Source organism: Paenibacillus helianthi (assembly GCF_001909055.1).
Taxonomy (GTDB): domain Bacteria; phylum Bacillota; class Bacilli; order Paenibacillales; family Paenibacillaceae; genus Paenibacillus_AQ; species Paenibacillus_AQ helianthi.
Map to the genome: position 1 here is coordinate 32,973 of NZ_LVWI01000060.1, position 17,126 is coordinate 50,098.

Below are 17,126 nucleotides of genomic sequence, written 5' to 3' on the forward strand. Positions count from 1 at the left end.
TTCCTTGCAGGACATGGTCTCCGGGCTGAGGGTTACATCACAGTCTATGTATTATGCTGTCCCGGGTAACGGCAAGTGTCTCCCTCCAGACAGAAATTTGGACAAATGCCCGCTCGCTGCTAAGTCCGGCTAAGGTATCGTTTGAAGGGAACCCGGGCAGCGGACTTGGACAGCGGCTGCAGCAACCCGAACCAAATTTTCACATAACATCGCGAGTGCCAATCCCTGGTTCTTCGCCGCGCAAAAGGCGCAGCCATTGGCTGCGCCCCCTTTTACAATAACTTCATCATACTCTGAGATGACCCTGCATTTCCTTAAAGTTCAGCCCGTCAGCCGATTAATCAAATACCCGATGATCGGCCACCGGCTTCACCAAGGGAGTGCCGAGGGCAATCCAGGATAACACTCCATAGAAATGGGAGGTTTCACGCAGCCGCACCACTTCAATAACAGCTTCCCCGCCTCCTCTGTTCTTCAATGAAGCGTGAAAGAACGGTTGATTGGTCATGGCAACAAGGACATAACCGGTATGACCGAAGCTTTCATCAAAAGCTACAGTCACCTCTACACTCTCCGCATCACCATTGAACATGAAGGCTGTCATGCCAAACTGCTGCAGCACTTCCCGGTTGCCGGCACTCTGTACCGGACTGAACGACAGGTGTTCGGCATTTACCGAGCCGGGAGTCAGGTGATCGCTCGTGATGGAACCAGGAGCAATATGATATCCCTGTACACTATCCTCTTCCAAATGGCGGGACTGGATTGCGAATGAGGTGATTTTGGAGGCATCCACCGCTTCGTCCTGAAGCTCAGAATTCCCCACTGCACCTTCAGCCAGATGCTCCGTTCCGATGCTGGCAAATGCGAGCTTCTCTCCGGTAATGCTGCCAGTCGGCAGCAGTTCCGCGCTGCGGGTTTCCTCCGCGAGATGTTCCAGCTTAACGATGCCGGGGCTTAAATGCCGCTCCTCCAGCGTTTCATCGGCGAGATGCCCGCCCTGTATACTCTGGAGTTGCAGATGCTGTGATCCTACCGCACCTGCTGCCAGCTTGCTTCCGTCAATGCTCCCGTCCGGCAGGAGTTCAGAGCTCAGCGCACTCTCGGCCAAATGTTCAAAATGGATACTGCCAGGACGAATATGGCGGCTGTCCACTGAACCCGGGGATAAATGGCCTCCGTATACACTGGCCGGAGCCAGATGGTAAGGTCCTACCGCACCTGCCGTCAGCTTGCTTCCTCCAATACTGCCGTCCGGCAGCAGCTCCGCACTGCGGACTTCTTCCGCCAGATGCTCAAGCTTGATGATGCCGCTGCTCAAATGACGCTCCTCCAGCGTTCCATCAGAGAGGTGCCCGCCCTGGATGCTCTGAGGCTGCAGATGCTGCGTACCTACCGCACCTGCCGCCAGCTTATTGCCGCCAATACTGCCGTCCGGCAGCAGCTCCGCACTGCGGACTTCCTCCGCCAGATGCTCAAGCTTGATAATGCCGCTGCCCAAATGGCGCTCCTCCAGCGTTCCATCTGCCAGATGCCCGCCCTGGATGCTCTGAGGCTGCAGATGCTGCGTACCCACCGCACCTGCCGTCAGCTTGCTTCCTCCAATACTGCCGTCTGGCAGTAGCTCCGCGCTGCGGACTTCTTCCGCCAGATGCTCAAGCTTGATGATGCTGCTGCCTAAATGGCGCTCCTCCAGCGTTCCATCCGCCAGATGCCCGCCCTGGATGCTCTGAAGTTGCAGATGCTGTGATCCTACCGCACCTGCTGCCAGCTTGCTTCCGTCAATGCTCCCGTCCGGCAGGAGTTCAGAGCTCAGCGCACTCTCGGCCAAATGTTCAAAATGGATACTGCCAGGACGAATATGGCGGCTGTCCACTGAACCCGGGGATAAATGGCCTCCGTATACACTGGCCGGAGCCAGATGGTAAGGTCCTACCGCACCTGCCGTCAGCTTGCTTCCTCCAATACTGCCGTCCGGCAGTAGCTCAGCGCTGCGGACTTCTTCCGCCAGATGCTCAAGCTTGATGATGCCGCTGCTCAAATGGCGCTCCTCCAGCGTTCCATCTGTCAGATGCCCGCCATAGATGCTCTTCGGTTGCAGATGCTGCGTACCCACCGCACCTGCCGCCAGCTTATTGCCGCCAATACTGCCGTCCGGCAGCAGTTCTGTGCTGCGGACTTCTTCCGCCAGATGCTCAAGCTTGATGATGCCGCTGCTCAAATGGCGCTCTTCCAGCGTTCCATCAGAGAGATGCCCGCCATAGATGCTCTGAGGCTGCAGATGCTGCGTACCCACCGCACCTGCCGCCAGCTTATTGCCACCAATACTGCCGTCCGGCAGCAGCTCCGCGCTGCGGACTTCTTCCGCCAGATGCTCAAGCTTGATGATGCCGCTGCCTAAATGGCGCTCCTCCAGCGTTCCATCCGCCAGATGCCCGCCCTGGATGCTCTGAGGCTGCAGATGCTGCGTACCCACCGCACCTGCCGCCAGCTTGCTTCCGCCAATACTGCCGTCCGGCAGTATTTCCGCGCTGCGGACTTCTTCCGCCAGATGCTCAAGCTTGATGATGCCGCTGCCTAAATGGCGCTCCTCCAGCGTTCCATCCGCCAGATGCCCGCCCTGGATGCTCTGAGGCTGCAGATGCTGCGTACCCACCGCACCTGCAGCCAGCTTGCTTCCTCCAATACTGCCGTCCGGCAGTAGCTCCGCGCTGCGGACTTCTTCCGCCAGATGCTCAAGCTTGATGATGCCGCTGACCAAATGGCGCTCCTCCAGCGTTCCATCCGCCAGGTGCCCGCCGTAGATGCTCTTCGGCTGCAGATGCTGCGTACCCACCGCGCCAGCCGTCAGCTTGCTTCCGTCAATGCTCCCGTCCGGCAGTAGCTCCGCGCTGCGGACTTCCTCCGCCAGATGCTCAAGCTTGACGATGCCGCTGACCAAATGGCGATCCTCCAGCGTTCCATCCGCCAGATGCCCGCCATGGATGCTCTGCGGCTGCAGATGCTGCGTACCCACCGCACCTGCCGCCAGCTTATTGCCGCCAATACTGCCGTCCGACAGTATTTCCGCGCTGCGGACTTCCTCCGCCAGATGCGCTAGCTTGATGATGCCGCTGACCAAATGGCGCTCCTCCAGCGTTCCATCCGCCAGATGCCCGCCCTGGATGCTCTGCGGCTGCAGATGCTGCGCACCTACCGCACCTGTCGCCAGCTTATTGCCGCCAATGCTGCCGTCCGGCAGTATTTCCGCGCTGCGGACTTCCTCCGCCAGATGCGCAAGCTTGATGATGCCACTGCCCAGATGGCGCTCTTCCAGCGTTCCATCCGCCAGATGCCTGCCGTAGATGCTCTGCGGCTGCAAGTGATGCGATCCCACTGCCCCTGCCGCAAGCTTGCTTCTTCCAATACTGCCATCCGGCAACAGCTCCGCACTGTGGACTTCATCCGCCAGATGCGCAAGCTTAATGATGCCGCTGACCAAATGACGCTCCTCCAACGTTCCATCGGCCAGATGCCCGCCCTGGATGCTCTGCGGCTGCAGATGCTGCGTACCCACCGCACCTGCCGCCAGCTTACTCCCTCCAATGCTGCCGTCCGGCAGCAGCTCGGCACTGTGGACTTCCTCCGATAGATGCTCAAGCTTGATGATGCCGCTGCCCAAATGGCGCTCTTCCAGCGTTCCATCTGCCAGATGTTCACCTTGGATACTCTGGGCTTGCAGATGCTGCGAACCCACCGCACCTGCCGCCAATTTGCTTCCGCCTACGCTGCCGTCCGGCAGCAGCTCCGCGCTCAGCGTCTCGGCAGCCAGATGAGCCAACTGGATGCTGCCGGCACGGATATGGCGGCTGTCCACCGCGTCCGCTGCCAAATGCCCTCCCAATACGCTGCCGGAAGCCAGCTGAGACGAACCTACTGCGCCTGCCGCCAGCTTGCTTCCGCCCACGCTGCCGTCCGGCAGCAGCGCTGCACTACGGGACTCATCTGCAAGATGTTCAAGCTTGATCAGACCTGGACGCAAATGCCGTTCCTGCAGTATTCCGTCTACAAGATGCTCACCATAAATGCTTTCCTGCTGGAGATTCAGCGAACTCACCGCACCAGCAGCCAGCTTCCCGTTTCCAATACTGCCATCCGGCAGCAATTCAGAGGTCAGTGTTTCCTTGGCCAGATGTTCAAGCCGGATGCTGCCGGAGCGGATATGGCGACTGTCTATCGCGTCCGTTGTCAAATGATCTGCATACACACTGCCTGTAGCCAGATGGAATGCCGCTACCGAGCCCTCGGCCAGTTTGGAACCGCTGATGCTTCCATCCGGCAGGATGTCTGCACTGCGTGTCTCTTCCGCCAGATGCGCCAGGGTGATCTCTCCGTCTCGAATATGCTGTCCTTGTACCGCTCCCGGCGCCAGATGTCCAGCCCCTATACTTTCAGAGGCCAGATGGTAGGATCCCACAGCACCCGCTGCCAGCTTCTCACCGCCAATACTGCCGTCCGGCAAAATCTGGCCGCTGCGGACTTCTTCAGCAAGATGCGCTAAGGTGATGCCGCCTTGCCCGATATGCTTTCCTTCCACTGAAGCTTCCGCCAAATGGCTGCCTGCCACACTACCGGGTGCGAGGTGGCGGGATGAGACTGCACCTTCTATCAGCTTAGCTCCGCTGATGCTGCCATCCTGGATCTGAATGGACGAGATGGAGCTCGGGCCGATATGTCCATTACCGATGGACATCGGCCGAATATGTGCCCCGCTAACACTCCCCGGCGCAAGATGTCTTCCCTGCACAGCGGCGTCACTGACTGCACCAGAGCCAACCGCCCCCGCACTCAAGTGCTCTGCCTGAACTGCTGATGCCGCCAGCTTCGCGGCTTCCACACTGCCATCCGCCAGCTTCATTGCTGTAACTGCCAGATCGCCCAGCTTATCGGTTGAGACACTTTCCGGCGACAGCTTCAATGACGTGACGGCATGATCAGCTAAATGATGCGGCTGAACGATACCGGCAGAGAGATGGACCTCCTTCACCGCGCCGGTTGCCAGCTTCTCACCCACTACCGAACCTGGCTGCAGGGCAGAGGAGGTTACACTGTTGTCCCCAAGATGCCTGCGCTCTACAGCCCCCGGTGCCAAGTGCTCGGCATCCACAACGGCCCGCTGCAATACACGACCGCTGACACTGGCATCCGCCAGATTTTTTTCCTCTACCGTACAAAAAGCAATATGTTCCCCGCTGACAGCTTCCCGCGCTATTGCATTGCCGATAACCGCACCCGGAGCCAGCTTGGCGGCAATGACACTCCCATCCGCCAATTTGTCCGGGGTGATACTATGTGGACGCAGATGCTCACCTTCAACCGATCCAGAAGCCAGCTGTTCCCCCGTAACAGCCCCATCTGCCAGATGGCTCGTGAGTACCGATTGTTCCTGCAGCTGCATAGACCCGACGGATTCCGCCGCCAGATGGGAGTGCTCCACAGACTCACGCTGCAGATGGACTGAAGCAACTGCCTGCATGGCAAGCTGCGGCCCCCGTACCGCAGATTTGGCGATGTGCCGTGTCGTTACAGCCTCATCAGCCAACTTATGGGCAAGGATGCTCTGATCCGCTATTTTGGAAGAGGTAACTGCCTGCTCCACAAGCTGAACTGTTCCAACCGCCCCTTCCGCCAGCTTCACAAAAGAAATGCTGCGGTCCGCCAAATGCCGGCTGGCAATCTCCCCGTCGGCGATATGGCTACCATTCACACTTTCCGGGCTTAAGTGCTGTCCCCGTACGGCCTCCTTGCCAATCTGGCGTGGACCTACCGATCCATCGGCAAGGTGACCGCTGTCGATGATCCCGGACTGGAGCTGCTCTTTGCCGATCAAACGGCTGGCAAGCTGTTCCGGCCCTATGGCTCCCGGAGCCAGATGCTTCGCTGTAATGGCGCCGCCGCTGATATGGCGGCTCTCAATAACGGCGTCTCCCAGCTTATCACCGCTAATCTCTCCGTCGGCTATTTTGTCCCCCGTTACCACTTCGTCCGCCAGCTTGGAACGGTCAACGCTCCCGTTCGCCAGATGCCGGCTGACGATGGTGCTGCTCAGAATTTTCTCGCCGGTCACCGCTCCATCTTCAAGCAGGTCAGCCGTAATGATGCAGTCGCTAAGATGGCGGCTCGTAATGGCCTGATCGGCAATTTGACCTCCGCCAATGATCCGGTCAGCCAGCTTTTCCGGGCCAATGCTGCCATCCTTAAGTTTTTCGCCGCCGATGGAATGATCCAGCAGCTTACCGCCGCTGATGCTTCCTTCTGCCAAATGCTCACCTGTTACGGATTCGGGGGCCAGCTTAGAGGAAGTAACTGCCTTGTCCGCGATATTGATGCTCTGCACCGCATAATCCTGCAGCCAGGGCGTTCCGATGATACCGAATTTCAGCTTGGACCCGTCAATGGTCCGGGGGGCAATTTTGCTTCCGGTAACGGCAGCGTCGGACAAATCATCCGTATATACAGGCTGCAGGCGTTCTTTTTCCACCACTGGCAGCACGACTTCAGGTGTCAACGGCAAAGGCTCAGCAGCCGAAACCGAAGGTTCCCCCACCTGTTCCTGAGGCGCTTGCTGATCAAGTACGGCAGATTCCAAGGAATCCGCCGCTTCAAGCGTATCCACCCCGCTAACCTTCAAAGTTGTACTCCCGGTATCCGGCACTTCGCTTCCGGAGGTGTCTATAACCTCCTGTATCTTGGGACTGCTTCCCAGCATGCTGAGTTCCTTCATATTCGGATTATCCACAAAATAGAGCGGTTTTTTGGAACTGCGGTGCTGATTTTTCCTGGAGCTCTTCACAAGCAGTCTCCTCCTTCCATCTATTGTTTCTCCTAGGCATCATATGCAGCGCACTAGGCGAATGACACCCGTTTACACCAAGCCTGTAAATTCTGCACCTTCCCAAAAAAGGGCATCTGCCACCGCACATTCGTCCACCCTAAAGGGCGAGTACACACATACAATGACTCAGGAAGAGAAACAGCCGGAACTATAGAAGATAACGGGAGGAACGAACATGGGGCAAAAGCTCGTGGGAATACTGCTAAATGCCGCTATGCACCGGGGCGTTCCCCGGCAAAAAACGGGACAGGAGTCGCTGAAAAGCTACGAGGAAGCCGCCGCTGTATACGGATTGACCCCCTGCTTCCTGAAACTGTCCGACATCGATACGAAAACCGGCTGCAGCATCGCCTACATGAAGCAAACCCGGGGCTACAGGAGAGTGGTTGTTCCGACGCCTGACGTCATTCACAATCGGGCTATCTACGACCCAGGCAGCCACGGGATCGACAGACTGCTGGGCAGCGGCGTACTGGTATATAATACATGCAACCGCTATGGCAAAGATCAGATCCATGGACTGCTGGAGCAGAATGCCAGACTTCGCGGGCTTCTGCCCGCCACCTCAGCCGGTCTATCCGGACTGAAGGAGATGATGGCCAGCTATTCCGATCTTATTCTCAAGCCTTGCCGCGGAAGTATCGGCCAAGGCGTAATGCGCCTGACGCGGAGTAGTCCAGAACTGTGGAACTGGAGTTATCTGCCCTTCGGCTCCCGCAGCTGGGTCAGCACCCAGGTTAATCAGGATGTACTGCCCAGAGCCCTGCGGATGCGTCTGGCCTCCACCCCTTACCTGGTTCAGGAACGCATCCCGCTGGCAGAGATTGGGGGCCGTCCGTTTGATCTGCGTGTCACGGTGCAGCGTGGGTGGGGCGGGGAATGGCAGGTCACCGGACTATTCGCCAAACGGGCGGCGCCGGGGGGCTTCGTCTCCAATATTGCCCGGGGAGGAGAAGCACTTGACTCTTCATATGCACTAGAGCAGGCATTCTCCGGGCAAGCGGCGGCAGGTATCCGCATGTCCGTTCTGGCTTACAGCCTCAGCATTGCACACGAGCTGGCGCGGAACCTGCCCGGACTGGCAGACATCGGGCTGGACATGGGCGTAACGGAAAAAGGCCGGGTCTATTTCATCGAATGTAACGGCCGTGATCAGCGCTACGGCTTCCGCAAAGCCGGACTGACCGGGGCATGGAAGGAGAGCTACCGGAAGCCGATAGCCTATGCGCGATATCTGCTTGACCATCCTTCACAGTACATCAGTTATTGATTTGTCTCTTATTCTATGTCAATATAATGCAGAGCGGAAACGGTCCTGGACACGGGGCCGTGCTGCTGCATGATGGAAGGGAGATACTCATGGTAAAACAATTGCTGCGGCTGATGACCGAGTTGTCCTCGCACAGATGGCTTTCCCGGTTGATGGGGGCTTTTTCCCATAGCAGACTCAGCCGTTTTTTGATCCCGGCATTTATTCGGACTTATCATATTCCCGCTTCTGAAGCAGAGAAGCCTTCCGGGGAATACCTTACACTTAATGAATTTTTCAGCCGTCATCTCAAATCCGGCATGCGTCCGGTCGCCGGCGGCGAGAATGCGGTCGCCAGTCCGGTAGATGCGATGATTACCGCCATGGGCGAGATTCATTCCGGAACCATAATGAATGTAAAAGGTCAGGATTATGAACTGGAGGAGCTTTTGAACCACTCCCCGCACCTGGAGCTGTACAAAAAAGGCTTTTTCTTCGTGCTGTACTTAAGTCCAACGGATTATCACCGGATTCACGCCCCCCTTACCGGGCGCAAGGTCGAGAGTGAACATATCCGCGGGAGAGCATACCCTGTCAATGAATTTGGCATGAGACATATGAAGGGTGTACTGAGCCGCAACGAACGGCTGATTACTTATATCGCCGGAGCAAACGGTGAAGCCGCAGTAGTGAAGGTCGGCGCGATGAATGTCAGCAGCATCCACTATGCGGATGAAGCGGCTGATGCCTGGGAGATCGGCGACGACCTGGCCTATTTCGAATTCGGCTCTACCGTGGTATTGCTCCTCGAGAACGGCAGCTTCACCCCCCGATCTGGACTTGCCAGCGGGACCAAGGTGAAGATGGGTGAACTGCTGGGCGAGCTGCAGCGCCCGGTGTAGCAGAACATAAGTAGAAACGGCTACGCCTCATAATAGACCGGCATCCGTTTCAGCGGGAAATAGAAGGATCATTTATAGTGTGAATAAATTCTTATATTTTAACCAAAGGCAGCAGGCCTCCGGGACTATCGGGGACCTGCTGCCTTTTTAGTTGTACATCTATATCAGGCCGATTATTCCGTCACCTTGCTCTGATTCGCCACCTCGCGGGCTTTCTGCTGAACTTCCTCCGGCTCCCCGAGATAGAAGCGGCTAATCGGTTTCACGTCATCATCCAGCTTGTAGACCAGAGGGACTCCTGTCGGAACGTTCAGATCCAGCAATGCTTTCTCGTCAATATCCTCCATGAATTTGATCAAGGCCCGCAGCGTATTGCCATGCGCCGAGATCAGCACCCGTTCCTTCTTGCGGATCAGCGGCACAATACGGTTGCCCCAGAAATCGCCGACGCGGTGCACGGTATCCTCCAGGCTCTCGCCGCGAGGAATATCGCCGGGGCGGACATCCTTGTAGCGGATATCGTTCCGGGCATAACGCGGATCATCCGGCTCCAGCATCGGAGGACGGACAGACAGGCTGCGCCGCCAGATATGCAGCTGCTCTTCGCCGTATTTTACCGCAGTCTCGCTCTTGCTCAGCCCTTGCAGCGCGCCGTAATGACGCTCATTCAGCTTCCAGGACTTCTGCACGGGAATCCACAACAGGTCCATCTCATCCAGAACATAGTTGAGTGTCTTGATCGAACGTTTCAGTACAGAAGCAAAGGCCAGATCAAAAGTATAGCCTGCCTCCTTCAGCAGCTTGCCGGCTGCTTTGGCCTCTTCTACCCCCTTCTCTGTCAGATCGGGGTCGCTCCAGCCTGTGAACAGATTCTGGCGGTTATACTCGCTCTCGCCATGGCGTATCAACACGATTTCATACATATTCTCTCTCCTCCGGCCTGAAGTTTCTTCTTCATCCTATCTATACTCATCATAGGCCTCCTGAACGGGTTGTTCAAGACTTACGCTCTTTATCCTTATACCCCGGCCCAGACGCCCTAATACACGCAAACCTTCAAGCCTCCTGAAAGAAAATCACCCTAACGGGTAAATCAAGCATCTCATTGCCGCAGGTAACGGCATTGCTCCCAAATCAGAGGTATTTCTACCTCTCATTCTGCCCGCTAGCCCGTTCACGGTGAGATCAGAGGTATTTCTACCTCCTATTCTGCCCGCTAGCCCGTTCACGGTGAGATCAGAGGTATTTCTACCTCTCATTCTGTCCGCTAGCCCGTATACAGAGATCAGAGGTATTTCTACCTCTCATTCTGCCCGCTAGCCCGTTTACAGTGAGATCAGAGGTATTTCTACCTCTCATTCTGCCCGCTAGCCCGTTTACGGCAAGATCAGAGGTATTTCTACCTCTCATTCTGCCCGCTAGCCCGTTTACGGCGAGATCAGAGGTATTTCTACCTCTCATTCTGCCCGCTAGCCCGTTTACGGCGAGATCAGAGGTATTTCTACCTCTCATTCTGCCCGCTAGCCCGTTCACGGTGAGATCAGAGGTATCTCCTCTTAGGCCCGTTTAGTTTATTTTGTTTCCTCCGATCTGTTTCTTCACGTTTATCCCTCTCACTTTTCAATCGGAGTGATCCACCGTCTTTTTCACAGTATAATTTCCTATACAATCAAAAAGACCGGAAGCCTTGTTCGGCCCCGGTTCCCTTCGTTTATCTGGATAAGCTATCATTTTAGGACAAATGGTCAAAATCAATGATCCGTAGCTGCCACGCTGCTGTTCTTCAACCGTCTCCAGCGGTTGCGGACAATTCTGCTTCCCCCGGCCGAAAAAACTGAAACAAAAGAAGGGTCAGCGGATCTCGGACGGACTTTTGCCGGTGTGCTGCTTGAACTGGCGGCTGAAAAAGAAAATATCACGGTAGCCCAGCGCATCCGCCACCTCGGTTACGTTCATTCCGGCATACAGCAGAAGATGCTGTGCACGCTCAATCCGGGTGCGGATCACGTAGGACTGGACAGAAGAGCCGGTAATCTCCTTGAATTTGATCGAAAAATAACGCGGGGACAGCCCGGCACGCGCCGCCAGATCCTCCACCCGGTGCACCGCTCCGGGATGCTGGCTGACATAGTTGGCTACCTCATGAATGACTTCCGCCAATTGGTTGCTTACATGACGTTCCACAGGCATCACCTGATCCTCACGGAGCAGATGGATCATCAGCTGCTTCAGAATCAGTTGGCCTTCCTCTTCTGCCGCAAAGGTCTTTACGAGAAACAGGCGGACATACCGTGCCAGCAAATGCTCGAACTCCACCGTCTCCGACAGTTCACGGTAAGGCTCGGGAATATCTGCCACATTCTCAGTGACATCAAAATGAATGTATGTAAGCACAAGCGGCTTCTGCGGATTATGGGTTGCGCTGGTATGATCCCCCGGACGGAACAGGAAGCAGCTCCCTTTCCCCACCTGATAAGGGACGCCTCTGCGCACAACCGTGCCTTCCCCGCTCCAGACATAGAACAAATCATAATTTTGCAACGGCTTCTCTCTTTTTTGCCATTTCCAGCCCGGTTCGCAGACAATCTTCGCCAGGGCCGGCAGGATCACAAAAGAGGACGGCGATGCATGCAGCATAATGTTCCCTCCTAAAAGTTTGTGAGCTTTACTTCCTGAATATGCTTCGTACAAACTCGCTTCGGAAGCATTATCTTAAGTTTTGCGGAATTCTACTTCTTCGAGATCACTTTGCAGCAAAACTCGCTTCGGAAGCATCCTAACCGTTCCATACTCCTCATAATACCTTGTCACATTCGATTTTGCACATCCTCCCAGGCCAGCAGCAGACGGTTGACCCCATTTTCGAGCTGAGCACTATCCAGATGGGCAAAAGAAAAGCAGGCCGCCGGAACGCCCGGTGCAGCCTGGTACAACGCTGCGTCCCGGAAGTCCGTGCCGCGCCTAAGCGCAGCCGCCCGGAAGGCGGCGAATTCCGCTCTGCTGCGCCGCCAGCGCGCGTAGATATGCAGCCCCGCATCACCGGGCAGCAGTTCAAACAGCTGACCGAGCCGCTCGGACAGCAGCGAGCGGAGGAGCCGGGCACGCTCGCCATAGAGGCGCGTCATCCGCCGCAGATGGCGGCTGTAGCCGCCGGTCTGCATGAAGCGCGCCAAGGCACGCTGCTCTAATTGGCCGCCCGGAAGCGGCTCATACAGCGCCTTGGCGGCGGTCACCGGTCCGATCAGCAAGGGCGGGAGCACGGCATAGCCCAGCCGCAGGCTGGAGAACATGCTGTTTGAGAATGAGCCCAGGTAGACGACCCGCTCTTCACGGTCGAGTGCCTTCAGCGGTTCTATGGGCCGCCCGCCCCAGCGGAATTCACTGTCGTAATCGTCTTCCACAATCAGCGCTTCCTGCCGCCGCGCCCATTCCAGCAGACGGCGCCGCCGGTCGAGCGGCAGCACAGCGCCGGTGGGGAACTGGCGGCTAGGCGTAACGAACAGCAGCCGGGCCGCCCAATCCTGCGGCACCAGCCCGCTCCCGTCCACCTTACCCAGCAGCAGCTTCCCGCCTGAGATTTCCACAGCTCTGCGGATGCCGTGAAATCCAGGGTCCTCGGCAACGGCGGGGCTTCCCGGCTCCAGCAAGAGCTGCGTCAGAAGGACGATACCCTGCATCGATCCGTTGAACAGGACAATTTGCTCCGCTTCTGCCCGGATGCCCCGCGTCACCCGGAGATGGGCGGCAATTGCCAGCCGCAGGCTTTCTTCGCCCTGGGGAGGGCAGTAGCCTTCCATCCTCCCGCCGCTTTTGCCGCCAGCATATTTCAGTGCGCTCCGCCACTCCTCATAAGGAAAGTACTCCATGAGCATCCCCCGGCTGCGAAAGCTGACGAAGTTCCCTTCCTCCTGTTCATAGATGAGAACATTCCTCTCCATAAGGCGTTGTCCCCAGCCGGATAGCGGTATTCCGGTTCTATTACAAGCTGCTCCGACATCTGCATATTCACCCGTAACCGCATTCGTAACCGCATCCTTTGAACCTTCTGTCCCAGCAAAAGCCGATGTCGCAGCTACAGCACCTTCAATTTCCTGATCCGCCTCCACCCGTTCCTGCTCCACGGGTTCAAAGCTGTCATTGGCGACATAGGTGCCCCGGCCGGTCTCCGTCCGGATGTAGCCGTCAGCCAGCAGCATGTCGTACACCTGCGATGCCGAGCCGCGTGAGATCTGGTATAGCTCCGCCAGCTTCCGGGTAGAGGGCAGCCGGGTTCCGCCGGGCAGAGTGCCGCCAAGAATAGCCGCGCGGAGCGCATGGTATAAGGCCAGATATTTGTAGCGGTGCACCGCCAGATACTGGTCATAAGGCAACGTAAAATTCATGTCCCCACCCTCTCCACATCAAAGTGGACTAATAAAATTAATGTAAACCGGTCCTTTTTTATTGTCAATTCTTCTTCTATTGTAAGATAACTGTTTACTCGGAGCATAGGGCTCCGCCATTATTGAGAAAAGGATGTGCCGATATGCGCAGAAAAGAATTTCAGGTAGAGCAGGAAGAGGAGCTGGCCGGTTTTTTAAACGGAATGAGCTTTGGTTTTCTGGGGACCAGCGATGAGATGGGGCTGCCGCGTGTAACGCCGCTCAACTTTGTCTATCTGGAGGGTAACTTCTATTTCCATGGCAGTCACGCCGGAGGCAAAATGAAGAGCATCCGCCACAATCAGCGGGTATGCTTCACTGTTGCCGATGAATATGCCATCATTCCTTCCTATTTCAGCGATCCCGAGCTTGCCTGCCCTGCCACCGCCTATTTCAAAAGCGTAACCGCTTATGGACAAGCGGAACTTGTAGAAGACCTCGCCGAAAAAGCAGCCGTACTCGCTCTTTTTATGCAAAAGCTCCAGCCGGAAGGAGGCTATGCCCCGATTGATGCCGAAGATCCCAGATACCGCTCAGCTCTGAAGGGTGTTGCCGTTGTGCGGATCGTTCCCGAAGAAGTAACCGCCAAATTCAAATTTGGCCAGAATCTGAAGGAAGATGCGCGAAATGCCGTTACTCAGGGGCTTCAGGACAGAAACGGGGCACGTGATGCCGAAACCATCGCCATGATGGAAAAATACTGCCCCTACCACTCCTGAGTGGTAGAATATAGCTGTATCTATTTGTATATTTCACGGTAGATTGGCGGGATGGAATTTGGAGTATCTGTACCACTACTATGATAAATCTGCCGGACCGTTTCGGAATTTATCCGACCTGGCACCGGAGGAAGCGGAGCATGTTCTTGCGGACATACGCCAGAAGAACAAGGGATTTGCCAGCAACCGCTCAGCGGATTATCTCGATATCCGGCGCAGCCTGGAGCACAAGGCACGGGAGGCTTTTATTGCCAAAGGAGGCCGCCCCGTCCGCCAGCAGCCCCACTATATGACCTTTGGAAGCTGTCCGTGGCTGCTGGAATGGTATCCTAGCGGTATGGAGCTAAGGATTCCATTGGACTGCTTTTCTCCTGGCTGTATCAGCTTCACGTATGGCGATTTGTTTCCCACAATGAGAGTTCTGGACGGTAAGCCTTACCGGGGACAGGTATACCTGCTTACGGAGATCCGGGAAGTCATTTCGCAATTCGGCTGGCCTCAGGAATGGAATGCCGGGGGAACCCATGGGCCAGAGCGCTATATCGAGGTTCAGGTCTGGGAGGATCCGCCACAAATATTTTAAAAGTAATGGGAATTGCCTCTTTCATCAGTGACGGCGGTGAATCACGGTGATATAATGTTAGGCAATGTTAACGTATATCCCAGAAGAATACCGGAAGGATGAAACCGATGAATCCACTGGCTGGACAATTGAATGACAACATCAAGGCAGGCAATGAACATGTATACGATATGCTCTCCAATCTTGGCAAAGCGCTGTATTATCCCAAAGAGGGGATTCTGAGCCAATCCGCTGAAGCGGCTGCTCATGCCAAGAAATACAATGCAACCATTGGTATTGCCACTGAAAAAGGTGTACCTATGCACCTCGGTGTTATTCAGGATAAGCTCTCAGCTTACAGCCCCAAGGACTTGTATGGTTATGCTCCGCCAGCAGGCAAACCGGAGCTGCGTACCGTATGGCGGGAGAAAATGCTTCGCGAAACGCCGTCGCTTGAAGGCAAGTCCTTCGGTAACCCTATCGTTACCAATGCCCTGACTCACGGGCTCAGCATCGTTGCCGACCTGTTCGCCGATCAAGGCGATGCGATCATCTATCCGGACAAAAACTGGGAGAATTACGAGCTGACCTTCGGCGTGCGCCGTCTCAGCGATACCGTCACCTATCCGCTTTTCACTGAAGATATGAGCTTCAACAGCGAGGGACTGCTGGATGCACTGCTGGCCCAGAAGGACCGCGGCAAAGCCATTGTGCTGCTCAACTTCCCGAATAACCCTACAGGCTATACTCCGGGCATCAAGGAAGGCGAAGCGATCGTGGCTTCTATTCTGCGCGCTGCAGAAGAAGGCATCAATGTCGTAGTGGTCAGTGACGACGCTTATTTCGGGCTCTTTTTCGAAGATTCACTGAAGGAATCCCTCTTCGGCCGTCTGGCTAATCTGCATCCGCGTGTACTCGCTGTGAAGATTGACGGAGCGACCAAAGAAGAGTTTGTCTGGGGCTTCCGCGTCGGTTTCATCACTTTTGCTTCAGACAGCAAGGAAGTGCTCGCTTCCCTGGAACAAAAGACGATGGGGATTATCCGCGCCACCATTTCCAGCGGACCGCATCCTTCGCAGACCTTTGTACTGGATGCGCTCAAGTCGCCTAAATTTGCGGAGCAGAAGGAAGAGAAGTTCCAGATCATGAAGGGCCGTGCCAACAAAGTGAAGGCACTGCTGGACAGCGGCAAATACGGCGATGAGGTCTGGACCTACTATCCTTTCAACTCCGGATACTTCATGTGCCTGAAGCTGCATACTGTTCACGCTGATGCCCTGCGTCTGCACCTGATCCATAACTACGGCCTGGGCACGATTGCCCTGGGTGAGACCGATCTGCGCGTGGCCTTCTCCTGTATTGAAGAAGATCAGCTTGAGGATCTGTTCGATATGGTCTATTCCGGAATCCGCGATCTGGAAAAAGCCTGATTGAACAAGTTTTGACCATAGAAGTCAGCCCCGGTGTACCGGGGCTGACTTTTTTTTGCAGGCGGTTATGGCATTGGCCTATACACGTTGTTCCCTCCACACATACAATACGGTGTACTCAAGTACAACAACTCACACGCGAAAGGGGAATGAACATGAGCGAAGAAGTTAGAGGCGGATATGGACACCCTATGTTTACAAGCACTGGTGCAATTCTGGTTCTCTTTATCCTGCTGGTCATCATCAGCCGTTCACTCTTTGTCTAACCGGGAATAACCATCCCGGGAGGGAGCCCCGGCTCTCTCCCGTCCTACCTGCGTTGTATACCATTCCCTGCTCCATGCGGAAGTAAAGATGGAATCCTCAATTCCAGATGTACCTCTAGATTGTCTCCACATAATTTTAGAAAAGGACGCCTTGAGCGGAGCTAATGCTCCTGCCAAGGCGTCTTTTTCAGATATAGGATGAATACGGCTTGAACTGTAGACTTGAAAGCCATGACGGAGACAATGAAGCTCCTTAGGAATTAAAGCTAGAACTGAAGTTAGAACTGAAGTTAGAACTGAAGTTAGAGCTGAAAGCTAGAGCTGAAAGCTAGAACTGAAGTTACGTGGAATAAGTAGACCTAAATCGGCTGTAACCCTGGGTTCAGAAGGTTTAATGGGATTTTGCGGTTCAACCCCATAAAGTTGGACACTACCACGTTCATTCTTGCAAAATCGCACTAAAGTGCAATGGTCTTGGGAGATAGTAATTTTGCCTGTACCATTCGCAGATATTCCTGTGGCGGCCAGTCGTTTAGACTGCCGTGGATCCGGACGGTATTGTAATACCGAATGAAACGGTCTACTTCGGTAAAGGCTTCTTCCGTACTTTCAAAACAATGACGTTGGTAGCATTCCCGTTCCAAAATACTGTGAAACGACTCAATAAAGGCATTTTTGTTCGGCGTTCGTGGCGGGATGCGCT

General features: G+C 55.4%; 11 protein-coding genes. 6 read left to right on the top strand and 5 right to left on the bottom strand.

Features of this window, described 5'->3' with window-relative positions; all coding sequences use genetic code 11:
- Positions 1 to 337: 337 nt before the first annotated feature.
- Positions 338 to 6,832 (bottom strand): WIAG-tail domain, encoded by a 6,495-nt coding sequence (locus A3844_RS22845; protein ID WP_074108558.1) that lies wholly within the window; start codon positions 6,830 to 6,832, stop codon positions 338 to 340.
- 217 nt (positions 6,833 to 7,049) lie between these two features.
- Here A3844_RS22845 and A3844_RS22850 point away from each other — a divergent pair, with 217 nt between their 5' ends.
- A complete protein-coding gene (locus A3844_RS22850; protein WP_074108559.1) occupies positions 7,050 to 8,144 on the top strand; it encodes a YheC/YheD family endospore coat-associated protein in 1,095 nt (364 codons plus the stop codon).
- 89 nt (positions 8,145 to 8,233) lie between these two features.
- On the top strand, positions 8,234 to 9,025 hold the full coding sequence (asd, locus tag A3844_RS22855; protein ID WP_074108560.1) for an archaetidylserine decarboxylase: 792 nt from the start codon (positions 8,234 to 8,236) through the stop codon (positions 9,023 to 9,025).
- A 173-nt stretch (positions 9,026 to 9,198) separates the two neighbouring features.
- Here asd and gpmA read toward each other — a convergent pair whose 3' ends face one another.
- The 3 genes from gpmA to A3844_RS22870 all read right to left on the bottom strand — a co-directional run bounded on the left by gpmA (position 9,199) and on the right by A3844_RS22870 (position 13,407).
- The gene (gene gpmA, locus A3844_RS22860; RefSeq protein WP_074103007.1) at positions 9,199 to 9,948 is read right to left on the bottom strand and encodes a 2,3-diphosphoglycerate-dependent phosphoglycerate mutase; all 750 of its coding nucleotides are present in this window, start codon (positions 9,946 to 9,948) and stop codon (positions 9,199 to 9,201) included.
- 928 nt (positions 9,949 to 10,876) lie between these two features.
- Positions 10,877 to 11,662 (bottom strand): helix-turn-helix domain-containing protein, encoded by a 786-nt coding sequence (locus A3844_RS22865; protein ID WP_074084081.1) that lies wholly within the window; start codon positions 11,660 to 11,662, stop codon positions 10,877 to 10,879.
- Between the two features lie 170 nt (positions 11,663 to 11,832).
- Positions 11,833 to 13,407: an aminotransferase-like domain-containing protein gene (locus A3844_RS22870; protein WP_074108561.1), complete on the bottom strand. Its 1,575-nt coding sequence runs from the start codon at positions 13,405 to 13,407 to the stop codon at positions 11,833 to 11,835.
- Positions 13,408 to 13,550: 143 nt separating this feature from the next.
- Between A3844_RS22870 and A3844_RS22875 the strand changes: the two genes are divergently transcribed.
- The 4 genes from A3844_RS22875 (at position 13,551) to A3844_RS33165 (ending at position 16,423) form a co-directional block, all read left to right on the top strand.
- A complete protein-coding gene (locus A3844_RS22875; RefSeq protein ID WP_074103009.1) occupies positions 13,551 to 14,165 on the top strand; it encodes a pyridoxamine 5'-phosphate oxidase family protein in 615 nt (204 codons plus the stop codon).
- Between the two features lie 58 nt (positions 14,166 to 14,223).
- Complete coding sequence (locus A3844_RS22880) at positions 14,224 to 14,748, top strand: hypothetical protein (RefSeq protein ID WP_074103010.1); 525 nt, start codon at positions 14,224 to 14,226, stop codon at positions 14,746 to 14,748.
- Between the two features lie 107 nt (positions 14,749 to 14,855).
- Positions 14,856 to 16,157 (top strand): aminotransferase class I/II-fold pyridoxal phosphate-dependent enzyme, encoded by a 1,302-nt coding sequence (locus tag A3844_RS22885; RefSeq protein ID WP_074108562.1) that lies wholly within the window; start codon positions 14,856 to 14,858, stop codon positions 16,155 to 16,157.
- A gap of 155 nt (positions 16,158 to 16,312) precedes the next feature.
- Positions 16,313 to 16,423, top strand: a complete 111-nt coding sequence (locus A3844_RS33165) for a YjcZ family sporulation protein (protein WP_208619449.1) — start codon at positions 16,313 to 16,315, stop codon at positions 16,421 to 16,423.
- Positions 16,424 to 16,881: 458 nt separating this feature from the next.
- On the opposite strand, the gene A3844_RS22890 is transcribed toward A3844_RS33165, so the two are convergent.
- Positions 16,882 to 17,126 (bottom strand): integrase core domain-containing protein (locus A3844_RS22890; protein WP_143192135.1); only part of this gene is annotated, 245 nt, incomplete at its 5' end.